We start from the raw sequence: 14,056 nt of genomic DNA, 5'->3' as shown, positions 1-14,056 counted from the left end.
GGCTTGTTTCTCACGATCGCCATCAACCCGTCCGGGGGGTGAAACGGATCTGGCGTTCGTCGGTTCCAAATGTCGTGTCAAAATGCGGCTGAACCGAACCTGAACTTGGGTCATTCCCCGGCACGAATGAGGCAGAACCTTGACGTTGCATCTTCGCAACAGCGAAATGTCAGCAGCCCGGTCATGTTGCGCTGCACACCGCTTGGTGCAAGGAGTCCAGCGTCCTATATTGGAGTGCTGCCGGCCTCGGAACACGGCGAGTCGGAATACCCGCCGGGCGGTTTCGCCACAATGCTGCCCCAGGTGCAAATGCCGTTTAACGGATGGCAGGCCATATTTCGCCGGCGCCGTTATTCGTGCCGAAATTGAGGATTGACAGAAGATGAGCAAAGCCACCGCGGCGCTGGTGACCGGCGGGGCGAAACGGATCGGCAAGGCGATCGTCGAAGATCTCGCCGGCCATGGTTTTGCAGTCGCCATCCACTCCAACCGCTCGCACGACGAGGCGGACGCGCTGGCCGCGGGGATCAACCGGTCTGGCGGCCGCGCCGCCGTGGTCGCGGCGGACTTGACCGACATGGACGCCGTCAGCGACCTCGTCGGCCAGGCGGAAGCAGCGCTTGGCCCCATCTCGCTGCTGGTCAACAACGCGTCGCTCTTCGTCGACGATTCGGTTGAGGATTTCGACTGGCAGGCCTGGGACCGGCACTTTGCCATTCACGTGAAAACCCCGGCGCTGTTGGCGCAGAATTTCGCCCGCTCCTTGCCGGAAGGACAGGAGGGGCTGATCGTCAACATCATCGATCAGCGTGTCTGGCGGCCGACGCCGCGCTATTTTTCCTATGCGCTGTCGAAGTCGGCACTATGGACCCAGACCCAGATGCTGGCGCAGGCGCTCGGGCCCCGCATCCGTGTCAACGCGATCGGTCCGGGCCCAACGCTGAAGAACCTGCGCCAGGATGATTCCGATTTCGATGCGCAGGTCGCCGGCCTGATCCTGAAGCGCGGCCCGGAATTGCCGGAATTCGGCGCCACAATACGCTATCTCTGGGAGGCGCGCTCGGTCACCGGCCAGATGATCGCGCTCGATGGCGGCCAGCACCTTGCGTGGCAGACGCCCGATGTGACAGGCATGGCGGAATGAGTCCTTTGGATCACAAGAACAAGGCGCGCGGCGGCGCCGAAGATCTTCCTCCCGAAATCGACATCGAGGATGAAGCGCTCGAGGAGATCGTCGAACCCGCCGGCCCGGATGTCGCCTTCACGGCGATCGACTGGACGCCGCATGCCGGCGACGCCGAAGGCATGGTCGGCGCCGAGGTGATCCAGACGCTGGTCAAGCGGTTGCCCAATGCGCCAGGCGTTTATCGCATGATGAACGCCGCCGGCGACGTGCTCTATGTCGGCAAGGCGCGCAGCCTGAAGAAGCGCGTCACCAACTACGCGCAAGGCAGGTTCCACACCAACCGCATCGGCCGCATGGTGCGCGAAACGTCGACGATGGAGTTCGTCGTCACCCGCACCGAGATCGAGGCGCTGCTGCTCGAAGCCAATCTTATCAAGCGCTTGCGGCCGCGATTCAACGTGCTGATGCGCGACGACAAGTCGTTCCCCTATATTCTCCTGACCGGCGACCATATCTCGCCTGGCATCTACAAGCATCGCGGCGCACGCTCGCGCAAAGGCGACTATTTCGGGCCTTTTGCCTCGGCCGGCGCTGTCGGCCGCACCATCAATTCGCTGCAGCGCGCTTTCCTGCTGCGCAGTTGCACCAACTCCTTTTACGAGAACCGGACGCGGCCCTGCCTGCTCTACCAGATCAAGCGCTGCGCCGGTCCGTGCACGGGAGAGATCTCGCATGAGGGCTATGCCGAACTGGTCGAGGAGGCGAAGGATTTTCTCTCCGGCCGCAGCCAGAAGGTGAAGACCGAGATTTCGGCCGCCATGCAGCAGGCCTCGGAGGATCTCGATTTCGAGCGCGCCGCCATCTACCGCGACCGGCTGGCCGCGCTGTCGCACGTGCAGAGCCATCAGGGCATCAACCCGGCGACAGTCGACGAGGCGGATGTCTTCGCCATCCACCAGGAGGGCGGCCAGGTCTGCATCCAGGTGTTCTTCTTCCGCACCGGCCAGAACTGGGGCAACCGCGCCTATTTCCCGAAGGCCGATCCGGCGCTGGAAGGATCGGAAGTGCTGGGCTCCTTCCTGGCGCAGTTCTATGACGACAAGCCGACGCCGCGTGCCATTCTTCTGTCGCAGACTGTCGAGGACCAGGAACTGTTGGCGGAGGCGCTGTCCACCCGGGCCAGCCGCAAGGTGGCGATCTCGGTGCCGCAGCGCGGCGAGAAGAAGGACCTGACCGACAATGCCTTGCAGAATGCGCGCGAGGCGCTTGGCCGCCGGTTGGCCGAAACCTCGACGCAAGGCCGGCTGCTTGCCGGTTTCGCCGAGACATTCGGCCTGGCCAAGCCACCCGTGCGCATCGAGGTCTACGACAACTCGCATATCATGGGCACGAATGCCGTTGGCGCCATGGTTGTCGCTGGGCCGGAAGGCTTTGTGAAAAACCAGTACCGGAAATTCAACATCCGCTCGACCGAGATCACGCCGGGTGACGATTTCGGCATGATGCGCGAAGTGATGGAGCGGCGGTTTTCGCGGTTGCTCAAGGAACATGGCGATGTCAAACCGGATGAGGTTACGGAAGCGGCTGACGAAGACGATATCTCCGGCAGCTTCCCGGCATGGCCCGACGTCATCCTGATCGATGGCGGCCACGGCCAGATGACGGCGGTGCGCAAGATTCTCTCGGATCTCGGCATCGAGGACCGCGTCGTGGCCATCGGCATCGCCAAGGGCCAGGACCGCGATGCCGGGCGCGAGCGCTTCTTCGTCAAGGGCAGGGACTCGTTTTCGCTGCCCGTGCGCGACCCCGTGCTCTACTTCGTCCAGCGCCTGCGCGACGAGGTCCACCGCTTCGCCATCGGTTCGCACCGGGCCCGCCGCAAGAAGGAAATGGTCAAGAGCCCCCTCGACGAGATCAGTGGCATCGGCCCGGGCCGCAAGCGCGCTCTGCTTTTGCATTTCGGCACCGCCAAGGCGGTCAGCCGTGCCGCCATCGAGGATCTGAGGAAGGTCGACGGTATTTCCGAACAGGTGGCGAAACTGGTCTACAATCACTTCCATGAAAGCTGAAAATTCGGCACTTTCATCTGGCCAGTCGAATCTGGCCTGTTGACCCCCTACATTCGCTTCTGATTTGAGTACGCAGGCAGAAAGAGTCTCCCAGACATGGCCCAGCGCGCATTCAACCTGCCCAACATGCTCACCTATGCCCGCATCATCGCGGTGCCGCTGGTCGTGCTGTGCTTTTTTCTCGAGGGGCATCTGAAGTCGAGCGACTTCGCCCGCTGGTCGGCGCTGGTCATATTCCTGCTGGCCTCCATCACCGATTACTTCGACGGCTATTTCGCACGCGCCTGGCAGCAGACCTCCAACATCGGCAAGATGCTCGATCCGATCGCCGACAAACTGCTGGTCGCCACCTGTCTCCTGCTCTTGGCGGCCGACACCGACCGCCATGCCGGTATCGCCGGCTGGTCGCTGTGGGCGGCGATCATCATCCTGTGCCGCGAGATCCTGGTTTCGGGCCTGCGCGAATATCTGGCGGCACTCAAGGTCTCGGTGCCGGTGACGCAGCTTGCCAAATGGAAGACCACCATCCAGATGGTCGCCATTGCCTTCCTGCTGGCGGGGCCGGCCGGCGACAAGATCTTCCCGCTGACCACGCAGACCGGCCTGGTGCTGCTATGGATCGCGGCACTCGTAACGCTTTACACCGGCTATGATTATTTCCGTGCCGGCCTCAAACACATCATGGACGAGTGAGATGCGGCTCATCTATTTCGCCTGGGTCCGCGAGCGGATCGGCACATCGGAGGAAGACGTCGAATTGCCCGACGGCATCGACACTGTCGCCGACCTCTTGCGCTGGCTGCAGTCGCGCGGCGAGGGCTACGAGCAGGCGCTGCAGTTTCCCGACGTGATCCGCGTTGCCATCAACCAGGAACATGTCGATCACCGCGAGAAGATATCCGGCGCGCGCGAGATCGCGCTGTTCCCGCCGATGACCGGGGGCTGACACATGTCGGCCGCCGTGTTGCCGACGGTGCGCATTCAGCGCCAGGATTTCGACGTTGCCGCCGAGATCGCCGCATTGACACAAGGCCGCGCCGACATTGGCGCCGTGGTCACCTTCTCCGGTCTCTGCCGCGACGAGCAAGGTGCGCTCTCGGCGCTTGAGCTCGAGCATTATCCCGGCATGGCGGAGGCCGAAATCGGCCGTATCGCGGCCGAGGCTGCCGAACGCTGGCCGCTGCAAGGCCTCACCGTCATTCACCGCCATGGCAAGATCGCGCCGGGAGAGAACATCGTGCTGGTGGTGGCCGCGTCGGCGCATCGCCAGGCCGCGTTCGAGGCGGCCGACTTCCTCATGGACTATCTCAAGTCGCGCGCACCCTTCTGGAAGAAGGAGCACCGCGCCGATGGTTCCGAGGGCGGCTGGGTCGAGGCCAAGGAAACCGATACCCGGGCGGCGGGACGCTGGAAGTCGCAGGAATAAATCCCCCGGCAGTCATGTATTGACCGCATTCCTTTGGCCAATTGGCGGAAGTCATGGGCAAGGGAGATGGTCATGCTGGGCAGGCTCGCGGAATTCTTCGTCTTCGGTTTCGTGCCTCTGGTGGTCGGCATCCTGGCGGTGCCGGAGCTGTCCGTGGCCGCCGAGAAGGCGGTGAGGGGCGAGGTGATCTATCGCGAGCGCATCGCCTTGCCGCCCAATGCCGTGCTCTCCGTCCAGCTTGCCGATGTCTCGTTGGCCGACGCGCCTGCCAGGATCATCGGCGAGCAGAAGATCAAGCCAGCCGGCCAGGTGCCGATCAGTTTCGAGATCAAATTCGATCCCGCCGTCATCCAGCCGCGAATGACCTATGCGCTGCAGGCCCGGATCACCGTCGACGACAGGCTGATGTTCATCTCCGATGTGCGCCATCAGCTCGATCCGCTGACCGACGCGCCGCAAACCATCCTGCTCAAGATGGTCACGCAGCGCACCGAACCCAAAGCTTCCGTCTTCGGCCAGCTCTGGGTTGTCGATTATGTCGATGGCATCGGCGCCATTACCGCGCCGCAAGCAACCTTCCGGGTCAGCGAGGCCGGCAAGGCAGGCGGAAGCGGCCCCTGCAACAGCTATTTTGCCACTGCGAAGGTCGACGGCCAGGCGATCGCGATCAGCAGCATCGGCTCGACCTTCAAGGCCTGTGCGCCGGAGGTGATGGCCGAGGAAAAGGCGCTATTCGATGCGCTGGCCAAGGCGGCGTCATGCAATGTCGAAGCCGGCAAGCTCACCATATCAGACAAGGACGGCCGCGAAATCCTGCGCTTCAGCGCCGCGAGCTGATTTCCGGGCGGTCACCTCGCGGCCGTTTCCTCGACCACGGCCTTGACGATCTCGATGGTCTGGTCGTCGGCTGGAAACAGCATTTCCAGGGCAAGCTCCGCCAGGGTCACGTCGTTGGGCACGAAACCGGATCGGGGATCCAACGAAAAAGGCCGGCGAAACGCCGGCCTCTTCGCATTGGATGTGGCGGTGTCGGCTCAGCCGACGATCTCGGTGTCGGAGAACCAGTACTTGATTTCCTGCGCGGCGGTTTCGGGCGCATCGGAGCCGTGCACCGAATTTTCGCCGATCGACAGCGCATGCACCTTGCGGATGGTGCCTTCGGCGGCATTGGCCGGGTTGGTGGCGCCCATCACTTCGCGGTTCTTGGCGATGGCGTTCTCGCCTTCCAGCACCTGGACGATCGTCGGTGCCGACGACATGAACTCGACCAGTTCGCCGAAGAACGGGCGGTCCTTGTGGACGGCGTAAAAACCTTCCGCCTCGCGGCGGCTCATCCACACACGGCGCGAGGCGATGACGCGAAGGCCGGCATCTTCCAGCATCTTGGTGATGGCGCCGGTGAGGTTGCGCCGGGTTGCGTCCGGCTTGATCATGGAAAAGGTGCGTTCGAGCGCCATGGGTCGTCCTTGTCTGAGAATGGAATTGAGAGTGGCGGGCTCTATACAAGCCGCCCGGCCCATTGCCAAGGGGTGAGGAACGGTCCGCGAAGCGGACGGAAAGCCAATTGCTTGGCTTTCCGAGTGACGAACGCCCGGAGCGCCAGCGAAGGGGTGGCTCGGTCCGCGATGCGGACGGAAAGCCAATTGCCTGGCTTTCCGAGTGACGAACGGTGAAAGCCCGGTCCGCCTTCGAGAGGATCGAAAGGTCCAGTGGTGTTTCTACGTCAGGCCGGTACCGCGAACGTGCGGCGCTGGATGACATCGGATGGCTGCACAGCAACGCTTTGCTTGCTATAGTCGCGTGTCGGCGCCGCGCTGAAGTCGGCCCGCATGGAGACAATATGACCATGGCAGACGATCGTCAGGAACGCATTCGCAACCGGGCACATCAGATCTGGCAGCAGGAAGGGCAACCGGCCGGTCAGGACGAACGCCACTGGCACCAAGCGGCAGCCGACGTGGACGCCGAGGATGCCGCGGGGACGTCGTCCGTCGCCAGGAAGCCGGCCAAGAAGGCTGCTGGCGCCGATAAGGCAAAAGCCGCGCCCAAGGAGGCGAAGGCGGCCAAGAAACCCAGCAAGCCAAAAAAGGCGACGGCCAAGTAGGCCTGGTCATCGCCTGCGGTGTCATCGCCGGCGGTTTTTTCGCGGGCGGGTGATTGTTCATCGCCGGCAAATCAGGGCGTCACGCCGCGGCTTCAACCTTTCGTCCCAGCCCGCCATGCAGGTCGAGGCAGCGGTCGAACCACTGCGCCACCACGTCGCTGCTTTCGAGCAATCGATAGGGCGAAGCCACGCGCGCCCATTGCAGCGCGCCAAAGACGATATAGTCGGCAAACAGCGGCGAGGCGCCGCCGATGAACGGCTGGTAGCTCAACATCGAGCGCAGCGGCTCCAGGGCCGCCCGGAAGGCTGCCAGCCCGGCGTCGCGTGCGGCGACGACATCCTCCAGCCGCTTGCCGAAGCGTTGTTCCCGGCTCCGGCGGAAATACGCGGCGTTCTCCTCGTCCTGCATGCCATGGAGGTCCACAATCGCCGCGGTGGTGACATAGGGGTGGATGGTCAGTTGCGACCAGCGCTCGATGAAGCGAGCCATCGCCTTGCCGCCTTCGCCGCCAAACAGCGTCGGCCGATCCGGGTAGGCCTCATCGAGATAGAGCGCGATGGCGAAGGAATCGGCGACGATCTTGTTGCCGTCGCGGATCACCGGCACGGTCTTTGAGACACCGCCTTCGACAGCGGGCACCTCGAGAAAGCGCGTCGGCGCGGTCGAGATATCGAGCCCCTTGTGGGCAAGCGCCATCGTAGCCTTCCAGCAATGCGGGCTGAACGGACGCTTCTCATCATGCCCGACGAGATCATAAAGCAGAATGGTCATTGGCGTCGGCTCCCTCGCGGTCTAGGTATCGCTCCCGATACCCGAAACAGGCCCGGCGGGAGAAACGATGAAACAACACTTCATGATGTTTGCGGCATACAATCAATGGGCCAATGGCCGCATCTACGATGCCGCCGCCGATCTCGACGAGGAAGAATTCAATCGCGATGTCGGCGCCTTCTTCCGCTCGCTGATGGGTACGCTCAACCACCTGCTCGCCGCCGATCGCATCTGGATGAAGCGCTTCACCGGCGAAGGCGACGCTCCGACGGCACTCGACGTCATCCTTCACCGGGCCTTGCCCGGCCTTCGGGCGGCGCGCGAGGCGGAAGACCGGCGGATCGTCGACTGGGTTGGCGGCTTGAGTGACAAGGCGCTGTCGGGCCGCTTCACCTACATGACCGTATCGGACATGCGCACCGTTTCGCAGCGCCTGGCGCCGGCGCTGGATCATGTCTTCAACCACCAGACCCATCACCGGGGCCAGGCGCATATGATCCTGACGGTCCTGGGCCGCCCTTCCGTATCGCTCGATCTGACGCAGTTCCAGCGCACCGAGGAGGGCAGGGCCTTCGCCTGATGTCCAGATCGTTTCGTTCTGGATTCGAAGGCGAGCGGCCAGCTATCGTCGCATTTTTTGCTGCAGCATGGCCTTCACGTCAGGCCACTCGGAATGCTCCGGCTCAAGGGGCTTGAGCTCGACAATTTCACCGACCAGCGCGGGTTGCCTGGATTGGACGTCCTAACCGATGCTCCTCAATTTCTGGCCGGCGGTCATCGGGAATAGTACAAGCTGGTCCGAATTTCAGGCGCTCTCAAAAGCCAAGTCGCTGACTTCGCTGTCCAACTGGCTCTGCGTCAGAGCCGCTTCCGCCATCACCCATTGTTTGAACAGCAGCACCCTGCGTGTGGCGAGGCTCTTGTGGGGGGAAACAAAATACCAGCCGGCCGTGTTCGGATGATGCACGGCAAAGGGAGCGATCAGCCTCGCGGCGCGGATGTCGCTGGCCATATAGGCGCGGTTGGCGACGGCAAAACCCATTCCGGCATTGGCCGCCTCGTAAGACATCATGCAGGAATCGAAATAGATGCCCTTGGTCTCGCTGAGCACGAAGCTGGCACCCGCGAAACCAAGCCAGGATTGCCAGTTCTGGGTGCAGGTGTCGGAATGCAGAAGCGTGAAGTGCTTGAGGTCATCCGGCGTCACCTTCGACCGCGGCCTGTTGCCGAGAACCTCATGGAACAGCTTGCGGCTGCAGACGGGAGTCAGGTCCTCCCGGAACAGCAGATCCGACTGCAGCCCGTGAAAGTGGCCGTCGCCATAGCGGATTTCGAGATCGAAATCCGACGCCGCGAACTCATGTGTCGCGTAGGAGGTCGAAACCCGCATCACGATATCGGGGTGTTGACGCTGGAACAGCGGCAGGCGCGGAAACAGCCAGCGTGCGGCAAAGGTCGGCAGCACCGATATCTTCAGCACATGCTCCTGTGACTGCCCGGTCGCTTCCATGCTGGCGGCGACGATACGCTCCAGCGCTTCGCGAACGCGCGAGACATAGGTTTCGCCTTCGGGCGTCAGTGACACCGCATTGCCGCCGCGCTGGAAAATCTTGAAGCGGAGTTGATCCTCCAGGCTTTTGACGCGCTGGCTGACCGCCGAGGCGGTGATAAACTGTTCTTCGCCGGCGCGCGTGAAGTTCCCGTGCCTCGCAGCACTCTCCACGATCTTGAGCGAATTTAGGTTGACCTGACTGAGCAGACGCACGGTTTCGACCTTAAGCTGGGCTTACACTAGCACCAGCATTCCTAATTTTACAGGGGTGGGTGAATTAATCGACTATTTACCAAGTGTTGCCCCCATCCTGGAGAAGTAGAATGAACGCCCATACGATCCCCGAACTGCGTTATGCGATGAGTCGAGAGGCCATCATCGGCCACGAAACCGCCTGGAAAGTGTCGAGCTTCGGCGTCGCGCAATATCTGCACGGCTATGACCCGGCACTGCTTGCGGCGATCGAGGAGGCGGCGCTCAAACTCAAGGCCAGCCATGCCGTGCACAAGCACCTCGATCTGACCTTCATCACCGGCGCCGACCGTTATATTCCGGAGATCAAGGAGCTTTTGCACGACAAGGTGCGGCTGGAGCGTCTGTCCGACATGATGGGCACCAAGCTTGAGCCCTATCCGCTGTCGATCGTCGGCTCGACCGTCACCTTCATGAATCCCAGGGATGGCGCCGTGGACTGGCATTGCGACGGCGTCCCGGTCACCGAGCTCATCCCGCTGTCGATCAGCAATCCATTGGTTGGCGGCCATCTCGAAATCTATTGCGACGACTCGGAAACCGGCCGCGCCATCCTCGAATCCGGCCACGAGATCCCGCGCAACCGCATCATGCGTATCGATCACAAGATGAACTACGCCACGCTCGGGCAGTTTCTGGGCGTCCTGCATCGCACGGCGCCGATCCAATTCGGCGAGCGCGTGACGCTGGTGCTCAACCAGCGCTCGGTGGCCAAGCCCTATGTCGACGACAACCGCATGTTCTATCTCGCCGCCGACAACGACCAAGACCGCGAATGGGTCAACGAACTGGCCGAGGATGTCTGGACGAACCAACTGCCGGCCTATCGCCGGTTCGAGGCGGAGCATCCGGCACCGGCTCCCGCCGAGGCATCGGTACCGGGCGGAGCCAGGGAATCATGGTAGACAACCTTGATCCCGGAAAGTGGGAACCGGTTCTCGGACGAGATCATGGTCAAGCACGGAGATAGCGCCCCATACCGGTTCTTTCCGCATGGATCAGGCTCGATATCCGCGCTGGTCTTTGCCGCCGGCGCGGTGGCTTTGTGGTCCACCAATGCCCTTGTCGGCAAATCCCTGCTGGCGAACCACTCGGTGTCGCAGGTGCAGTTCCTGCAATTCGCGGGAGCCGCACTGGTCTTTGCCCTGATCCGGTTCATGAGCCGGGAGAGCGCTCCGCCGGTCGGCGCGAGGGCCGCGCTGCTTCCGCTCGCGGTCGGTTTCATCGGCCTGGTCGGCACCATGGTGCTGCAATACATCGCCTTCGCTTCGATGCCGGTGATCGAGGCCAACCTCGTAGCCTACACCTGGCCTTTGATGGTCGCCGCCGCGGTGATCCTCTTCGAAAACCCGCGGCGTCCCGCGCTGTTGGGCCTCGCCGCGACCCTTGGCTTCATAGGTGTCGCGCTGGTGATTTCAGGCGGGCGCGACCGAACCTGGTTCCAGGGCGATCTCGTCGGCTATTGCGCGGCATTCGGGTCCGCGCTGTGCATGGCATTCTATTCGGTGATGGTGGGACGGGTCGCCACCTCGCCGGATCGCCTTTTGCTGCCGTCGTCGCTGATCGGCGTCGCCCTGACGCTTGCGTGGTGCGCGCGCGATGGCGTTGCCTTGCCCACCGGCACTGACCTTGCTCTCGGGCTCTATCTCGGCGCCGGCCCGATGGGGCTGGGCTACTATTTCTGGTCGCGCGCCCTGAAACTCGAAGGCAGCGGCAAGGTTGCTGTCGTCGCCTATCTCACGCCGATTGCTTCGACGCTGCTGCTGACCCTGTCCGGCGAACGACTGACGATGACGGCCGTTGCCGGAGCCGTCCTTGTCATCGGCAGTTGTGTCGCGGTCGGCCTGGAACGCTCGGAGGCGGAAAACTATGTTTGATGAAAACGAGCGCCTCGCCAGGCGGGAAGCGCATTGGCTGCTTAAGGAATTCGGCGCCGAGGCGCCCTTATACGCGGCGATGAAGGCCGAAAAGGCGATTGAACAGAAGGATTTTGGGCGTTGTGCCCGTTGGAAGCGTATTCTTGAGATATTGGCCGACAGCCGGACAGCCAAGTCTGTCGCTACCAAGTATTAGATTTTCTAATTTGCGCGGCGCCCATTTTCCATAAAGATAGTTGGTGGCAAGTCTTGATTCGTTTTGGGGCTTGGTAGTCCGTTGGGGGCGCGGTTAGAAGGATACATAGACAAAAGTCTTCACTGGGGTAGATGGTTTTGTCGCAAATAAGGTGAAAGCATTGTCAAATATCGAGGATAAGACCGTTATCGAGCTCACGGCCGATATTGTCTCGGCCTATGTTGGCAACAATCCACTTCCAGCTTCCGGCCTGCCTGACCTGATTGCCAGCGTCAGCGCCTCGGTTCGAAAGCTGGCCGGTGCGGCTGTCGTTGAAAGTCCGAGCCTGGTTCCTGCCGTAAATCCGAAAAAGTCGGTATTTCCCGACTACATCGTCTGCCTGGAGGATGGAAAGAAATTCAAGTCGCTCAAGCGACACCTCAGGACAGACTATGGCTTGAGCCCGGACGACTATCGGGCCAAGTGGAGCCTGCCGCCGGACTATCCAATGGTCGCCCCGAATTACTCGGCGACCCGTTCGGCGTTGGCGAAGTCGACGGGGCTTGGCCGTAAGCCGGCCGTGGCGCCGGCCGCGGTGGCCAAGACGGCAAAGCGCGGCAAGGCCACTGCCTGAGGGCGGTGGCTCGGCCGGCACGAAAGCCGCCGATCTGCGATACTGACGGGCCACTTGCGGGTACCGTTTTGAGGCCTTGCGCGACCAACTGGTCCGCAAGGCCTTGCGAAGCACTGATCTCCCGTGCAAAAGCGCGGCCATGCTTATCATCAATGACCTCTCGCTGCGCATGGCGGGGCGCCTGCTTCTCGACCATGCCTCCCTGACCCTGCCGGCCGGAACCAAAGCCGGCCTTGTCGGCCGCAACGGCACCGGCAAGACGACGCTGTTCAAGACCATCACCGGCGATTTTCCCTCCGAGACCGGCTCGATCAGCCTGCCGAAGAACACGCGCATCGGCCAGGTGGCGCAGGAAGCGCCTGGCACCGAGGAACCGCTGATCGAGATCGTGCTCAAGGCCGACCTCGAACGCACGGCGCTGCTCGAAGAAGAAAAGACCGCCACCGATCCGCACCGCATCGCCGACATCCACATGCGGCTGGCCGACATCGACGCGCATTCGGCCGAGTCCCGCGCCGCGACAATCCTGGCCGGCCTCGGCTTCGACGATGTGGCGCAGCGCCGGCCGGCCTCGTCCTTCTCCGGCGGCTGGCGCATGCGCGTGGCGCTTGCCGCCGTGCTGTTTTCGGAACCGGATCTGCTGCTGCTCGACGAGCCGACCAACTATCTCGACCTCGAAGGCACGTTGTGGCTGGAAAACTACGTGTCGAAATACCCCCACACCGTGCTTCTGATCTCGCATGATCGCGACCTGCTCAACCGTGCCGTCAACTCGATCGTCCATCTCGACCAGAAGAAGCTGACCTTCTGGCGTGGCGGCTACGACCAGTTCGAGCGCCAGTATACCGAGCAGAAGGAATTGCAGGAGAAGGGCCGCGTCAAGCAGGAAGCCGCCCGCAAGCATATGGAATCCTTCGTCGAACGCTTCCGCGCCAAGGCCTCGAAGGCCAGGCAGGCGCAGTCGCGCATCAAGGCGCTGGAGAAGATGAAGCCGATCGCGGCGATCGTGAACGATTCAGTGCGGCCGTTCTCTTTTCCCGAACCGGTGAAGACGGTGGCCTCGCCGATCGTTGCCTTGAACAACGTCAATGTCGGCTACACCGAGGGCCAGCCGATCCTGAAGAAGATGACGCTGCGCATCGACGCCGACGACCGCATCGCGCTGCTCGGCGCCAACGGCAACGGCAAGTCGACCTTCGCCAAGCTTCTATCCGGGCGGCTCAAGCAGCAGAGCGGCACGATGACGGTGGCGCCTGGGCTGAAAGTGGCGATCTTCGCCCAGCACCAGCTCGACGATCTGCGTCCGGAGGAAAACGCCTATGAGCATGTCCGCCGATTGATGCCGGAAGCGCCGGAATCCAAGGTGCGCGGCCGCGTTGCCCAGTTCGGCCTCACCACCGAGAAGATGAACACCCCCGCCAAGGACCTGTCAGGCGGCGAGAAGGCGCGTTTGTTGATGGGCCTGTCGGCCTTCGAGGGCCCGAACCTGTTCATCCTCGACGAGCCGACCAACCACCTCGACATCGACAGCCGCGAGTCGCTGATCCATGCGCTCAACGAATTTCCCGGCGCCGTAATCCTGATCTCGCACGACCGCCATCTCCTGGAAGCGACCGCCGATCGGCTGTGGCTGGTCAAGGACGGCGCGGTCAACCCGTATGATGGCGATTTGGAGGACTACAAGACGCTGGTCACTGGCGTGTCCGGCGACCGCCGCGGCAAGCGCGAGGCCGACAAGGCGTCGAAAGCCGACCGCCGCCGCGACGCGGCCGCGCGTCGCGCCGCCTTCGAACCGCTGGCCAAGGAAATCCGCGCCACCGAGGCGCTGATGGACCGCATCCGCAAGCGCATCGACGGCATCGAGGACGAACTGGCCAACCCGGCGATCTACGAAAAGGACCCGTCTACCGCGACGCGGCTGGCCAAGGAACGCTCGCAACTCGCCCAGACGCTGGCCGGCCATGAGGAAAAATGGCTGACCATGTCGGCGGAGTACGAGGAAGGCACCGCGGAGTGAGTGCGTAATCTCCCCCCTTGTGGGGGAGATTGGCTAGTCATCTGGCCCTACA

General features: G+C 62.7%; 16 protein-coding genes. 13 read left to right on the top strand and 3 right to left on the bottom strand.

Annotated elements, in window-relative coordinates; all coding sequences use genetic code 11:
* Nucleotides 1-382: 382 nt before the first annotated feature.
* The 6 genes from LB568_RS14205 (at nucleotide 383) to LB568_RS14180 (ending at nucleotide 5,458) form a co-directional block, all read left to right on the top strand.
* Nucleotides 383-1,144, top strand: a complete 762-nt coding sequence (locus LB568_RS14205) for an SDR family oxidoreductase (protein WP_140571791.1) — start codon at nucleotides 383-385, stop codon at nucleotides 1,142-1,144.
* A complete protein-coding gene (gene uvrC / locus LB568_RS14200) occupies nucleotides 1,141-3,195 on the top strand; it encodes an excinuclease ABC subunit UvrC (RefSeq protein WP_224730459.1) in 2,055 nt (684 codons plus the stop codon). Before LB568_RS14205 ends, uvrC begins: the two co-directional genes overlap by 4 nt.
* 96 nt (nucleotides 3,196-3,291) lie before the next feature.
* Nucleotides 3,292-3,888 carry a CDP-diacylglycerol--glycerol-3-phosphate 3-phosphatidyltransferase gene (gene pgsA, locus LB568_RS14195; protein ID WP_013896263.1) on the top strand — a complete coding sequence of 199 codons (597 nt, stop codon included), beginning with the start codon at nucleotides 3,292-3,294 and terminating at the stop codon, nucleotides 3,886-3,888.
* A gap of 1 nt (nucleotide 3,889) precedes the next feature.
* Nucleotides 3,890-4,141: a molybdopterin converting factor subunit 1 gene (gene moaD, locus LB568_RS14190; RefSeq protein WP_013896262.1), complete on the top strand. Its 252-nt coding sequence runs from the start codon at nucleotides 3,890-3,892 to the stop codon at nucleotides 4,139-4,141.
* A 3-nt stretch (nucleotides 4,142-4,144) separates the two neighbouring features.
* Complete coding sequence (locus LB568_RS14185) at nucleotides 4,145-4,621, top strand: molybdenum cofactor biosynthesis protein MoaE (protein ID WP_013896261.1); 477 nt, start codon at nucleotides 4,145-4,147, stop codon at nucleotides 4,619-4,621.
* Between the two features lie 72 nt (nucleotides 4,622-4,693).
* On the top strand, nucleotides 4,694-5,458 hold the full coding sequence (locus LB568_RS14180) for a YbaY family lipoprotein (protein WP_224730458.1): 765 nt from the start codon (nucleotides 4,694-4,696) through the stop codon (nucleotides 5,456-5,458).
* A gap of 197 nt (nucleotides 5,459-5,655) precedes the next feature.
* On the opposite strand, the gene ndk is transcribed toward LB568_RS14180, so the two are convergent.
* The gene (gene ndk / locus LB568_RS14175; protein WP_008875017.1) at nucleotides 5,656-6,078 is read right to left on the bottom strand and encodes a nucleoside-diphosphate kinase; all 423 of its coding nucleotides are present in this window, start codon (nucleotides 6,076-6,078) and stop codon (nucleotides 5,656-5,658) included.
* 389 nt (nucleotides 6,079-6,467) lie between these two features.
* On the opposite strand from ndk, the gene LB568_RS14170 reads away from it, so the two are divergent.
* Entirely contained in the window at nucleotides 6,468-6,725 is a 258-nt protein-coding gene (locus tag LB568_RS14170; protein ID WP_224730457.1) for a DUF2934 domain-containing protein, read from the top strand.
* A gap of 79 nt (nucleotides 6,726-6,804) precedes the next feature.
* Here LB568_RS14170 and LB568_RS14165 read toward each other — a convergent pair whose 3' ends face one another.
* A complete protein-coding gene (locus LB568_RS14165) occupies nucleotides 6,805-7,497 on the bottom strand; it encodes a glutathione S-transferase family protein (protein WP_224730456.1) in 693 nt (230 codons plus the stop codon).
* 67 nt (nucleotides 7,498-7,564) lie between these two features.
* Between LB568_RS14165 and LB568_RS14160 the strand changes: the two genes are divergently transcribed.
* On the top strand, nucleotides 7,565-8,077 hold the full coding sequence (locus tag LB568_RS14160) for a DinB family protein (protein ID WP_224730455.1): 513 nt from the start codon (nucleotides 7,565-7,567) through the stop codon (nucleotides 8,075-8,077).
* 225 nt (nucleotides 8,078-8,302) lie between these two features.
* On the opposite strand, the gene LB568_RS14155 is transcribed toward LB568_RS14160, so the two are convergent.
* On the bottom strand, nucleotides 8,303-9,262 hold the full coding sequence (locus LB568_RS14155; protein ID WP_224730454.1) for a LysR substrate-binding domain-containing protein: 960 nt from the start codon (nucleotides 9,260-9,262) through the stop codon (nucleotides 8,303-8,305).
* A gap of 110 nt (nucleotides 9,263-9,372) precedes the next feature.
* On the opposite strand from LB568_RS14155, the gene LB568_RS14150 reads away from it, so the two are divergent.
* From LB568_RS14150 to LB568_RS14130, 5 genes are all read left to right on the top strand, one after another.
* Nucleotides 9,373-10,206 (top strand): hypothetical protein, encoded by an 834-nt coding sequence (locus LB568_RS14150; RefSeq protein ID WP_013896255.1) that lies wholly within the window; start codon nucleotides 9,373-9,375, stop codon nucleotides 10,204-10,206.
* A gap of 45 nt (nucleotides 10,207-10,251) precedes the next feature.
* Complete coding sequence (locus LB568_RS14145) at nucleotides 10,252-11,178, top strand: DMT family transporter (RefSeq protein WP_224730453.1); 927 nt, start codon at nucleotides 10,252-10,254, stop codon at nucleotides 11,176-11,178.
* Nucleotides 11,171-11,374: a hypothetical protein gene (locus LB568_RS14140; protein ID WP_013896253.1), complete on the top strand. Its 204-nt coding sequence runs from the start codon at nucleotides 11,171-11,173 to the stop codon at nucleotides 11,372-11,374. Before LB568_RS14145 ends, LB568_RS14140 begins: the two co-directional genes overlap by 8 nt.
* 160 nt (nucleotides 11,375-11,534) lie before the next feature.
* The gene (locus LB568_RS14135; protein ID WP_013896252.1) at nucleotides 11,535-11,987 is read left to right on the top strand and encodes a MucR family transcriptional regulator; all 453 of its coding nucleotides are present in this window, start codon (nucleotides 11,535-11,537) and stop codon (nucleotides 11,985-11,987) included.
* Between the two features lie 139 nt (nucleotides 11,988-12,126).
* The gene (locus LB568_RS14130; RefSeq protein ID WP_224730452.1) at nucleotides 12,127-14,004 is read left to right on the top strand and encodes an ABC-F family ATP-binding cassette domain-containing protein; all 1,878 of its coding nucleotides are present in this window, start codon (nucleotides 12,127-12,129) and stop codon (nucleotides 14,002-14,004) included.
* The last annotated feature ends 52 nt before the right edge of the window (nucleotides 14,005-14,056 follow it).

The sequence above is a fragment of the Mesorhizobium sp. B263B2A genome, assembly GCF_020165775.1.
Lineage (GTDB): Bacteria > Pseudomonadota > Alphaproteobacteria > Rhizobiales > Rhizobiaceae > Mesorhizobium > Mesorhizobium opportunistum.
This window is presented reverse-complemented; position numbering and strand designations above follow the sequence as displayed.

Excerpts from the sequence above, each read along its gene's own strand:
- LB568_RS14205 (WP_140571791.1), top strand. The coding sequence starts at position 383 with ATGAGCAAAGCCACCGCGGCGCTGGTGACCGGCGGGGCGAAACGGATC.
- uvrC (WP_224730459.1), top strand. The coding sequence starts at position 1,141 with ATGAGTCCTTTGGATCACAAGAACAAGGCGCGCGGCGGCGCCGAAGAT.
- pgsA (WP_013896263.1), top strand. The coding sequence starts at position 3,292 with ATGGCCCAGCGCGCATTCAACCTGCCCAACATGCTCACCTATGCCCGC.
- moaD (WP_013896262.1), top strand. The coding sequence starts at position 3,890 with ATGCGGCTCATCTATTTCGCCTGGGTCCGCGAGCGGATCGGCACATCG.
- LB568_RS14185 (WP_013896261.1), top strand. The coding sequence starts at position 4,145 with ATGTCGGCCGCCGTGTTGCCGACGGTGCGCATTCAGCGCCAGGATTTC.
- LB568_RS14180 (WP_224730458.1), top strand. The coding sequence starts at position 4,694 with ATGCTGGGCAGGCTCGCGGAATTCTTCGTCTTCGGTTTCGTGCCTCTG.
- ndk (WP_008875017.1), bottom strand. The coding sequence starts at position 6,078 with ATGGCGCTCGAACGCACCTTTTCCATGATCAAGCCGGACGCAACCCGG.
- LB568_RS14170 (WP_224730457.1), top strand. The coding sequence starts at position 6,468 with ATGGCAGACGATCGTCAGGAACGCATTCGCAACCGGGCACATCAGATC.
- LB568_RS14165 (WP_224730456.1), bottom strand. The coding sequence starts at position 7,497 with ATGACCATTCTGCTTTATGATCTCGTCGGGCATGATGAGAAGCGTCCG.
- LB568_RS14160 (WP_224730455.1), top strand. The coding sequence starts at position 7,565 with ATGAAACAACACTTCATGATGTTTGCGGCATACAATCAATGGGCCAAT.
- LB568_RS14150 (WP_013896255.1), top strand. The coding sequence starts at position 9,373 with ATGAACGCCCATACGATCCCCGAACTGCGTTATGCGATGAGTCGAGAG.
- LB568_RS14145 (WP_224730453.1), top strand. The coding sequence starts at position 10,252 with ATGGTCAAGCACGGAGATAGCGCCCCATACCGGTTCTTTCCGCATGGA.
- LB568_RS14140 (WP_013896253.1), top strand. The coding sequence starts at position 11,171 with ATGTTTGATGAAAACGAGCGCCTCGCCAGGCGGGAAGCGCATTGGCTG.
- LB568_RS14130 (WP_224730452.1), top strand. The coding sequence starts at position 12,127 with ATGCTTATCATCAATGACCTCTCGCTGCGCATGGCGGGGCGCCTGCTT.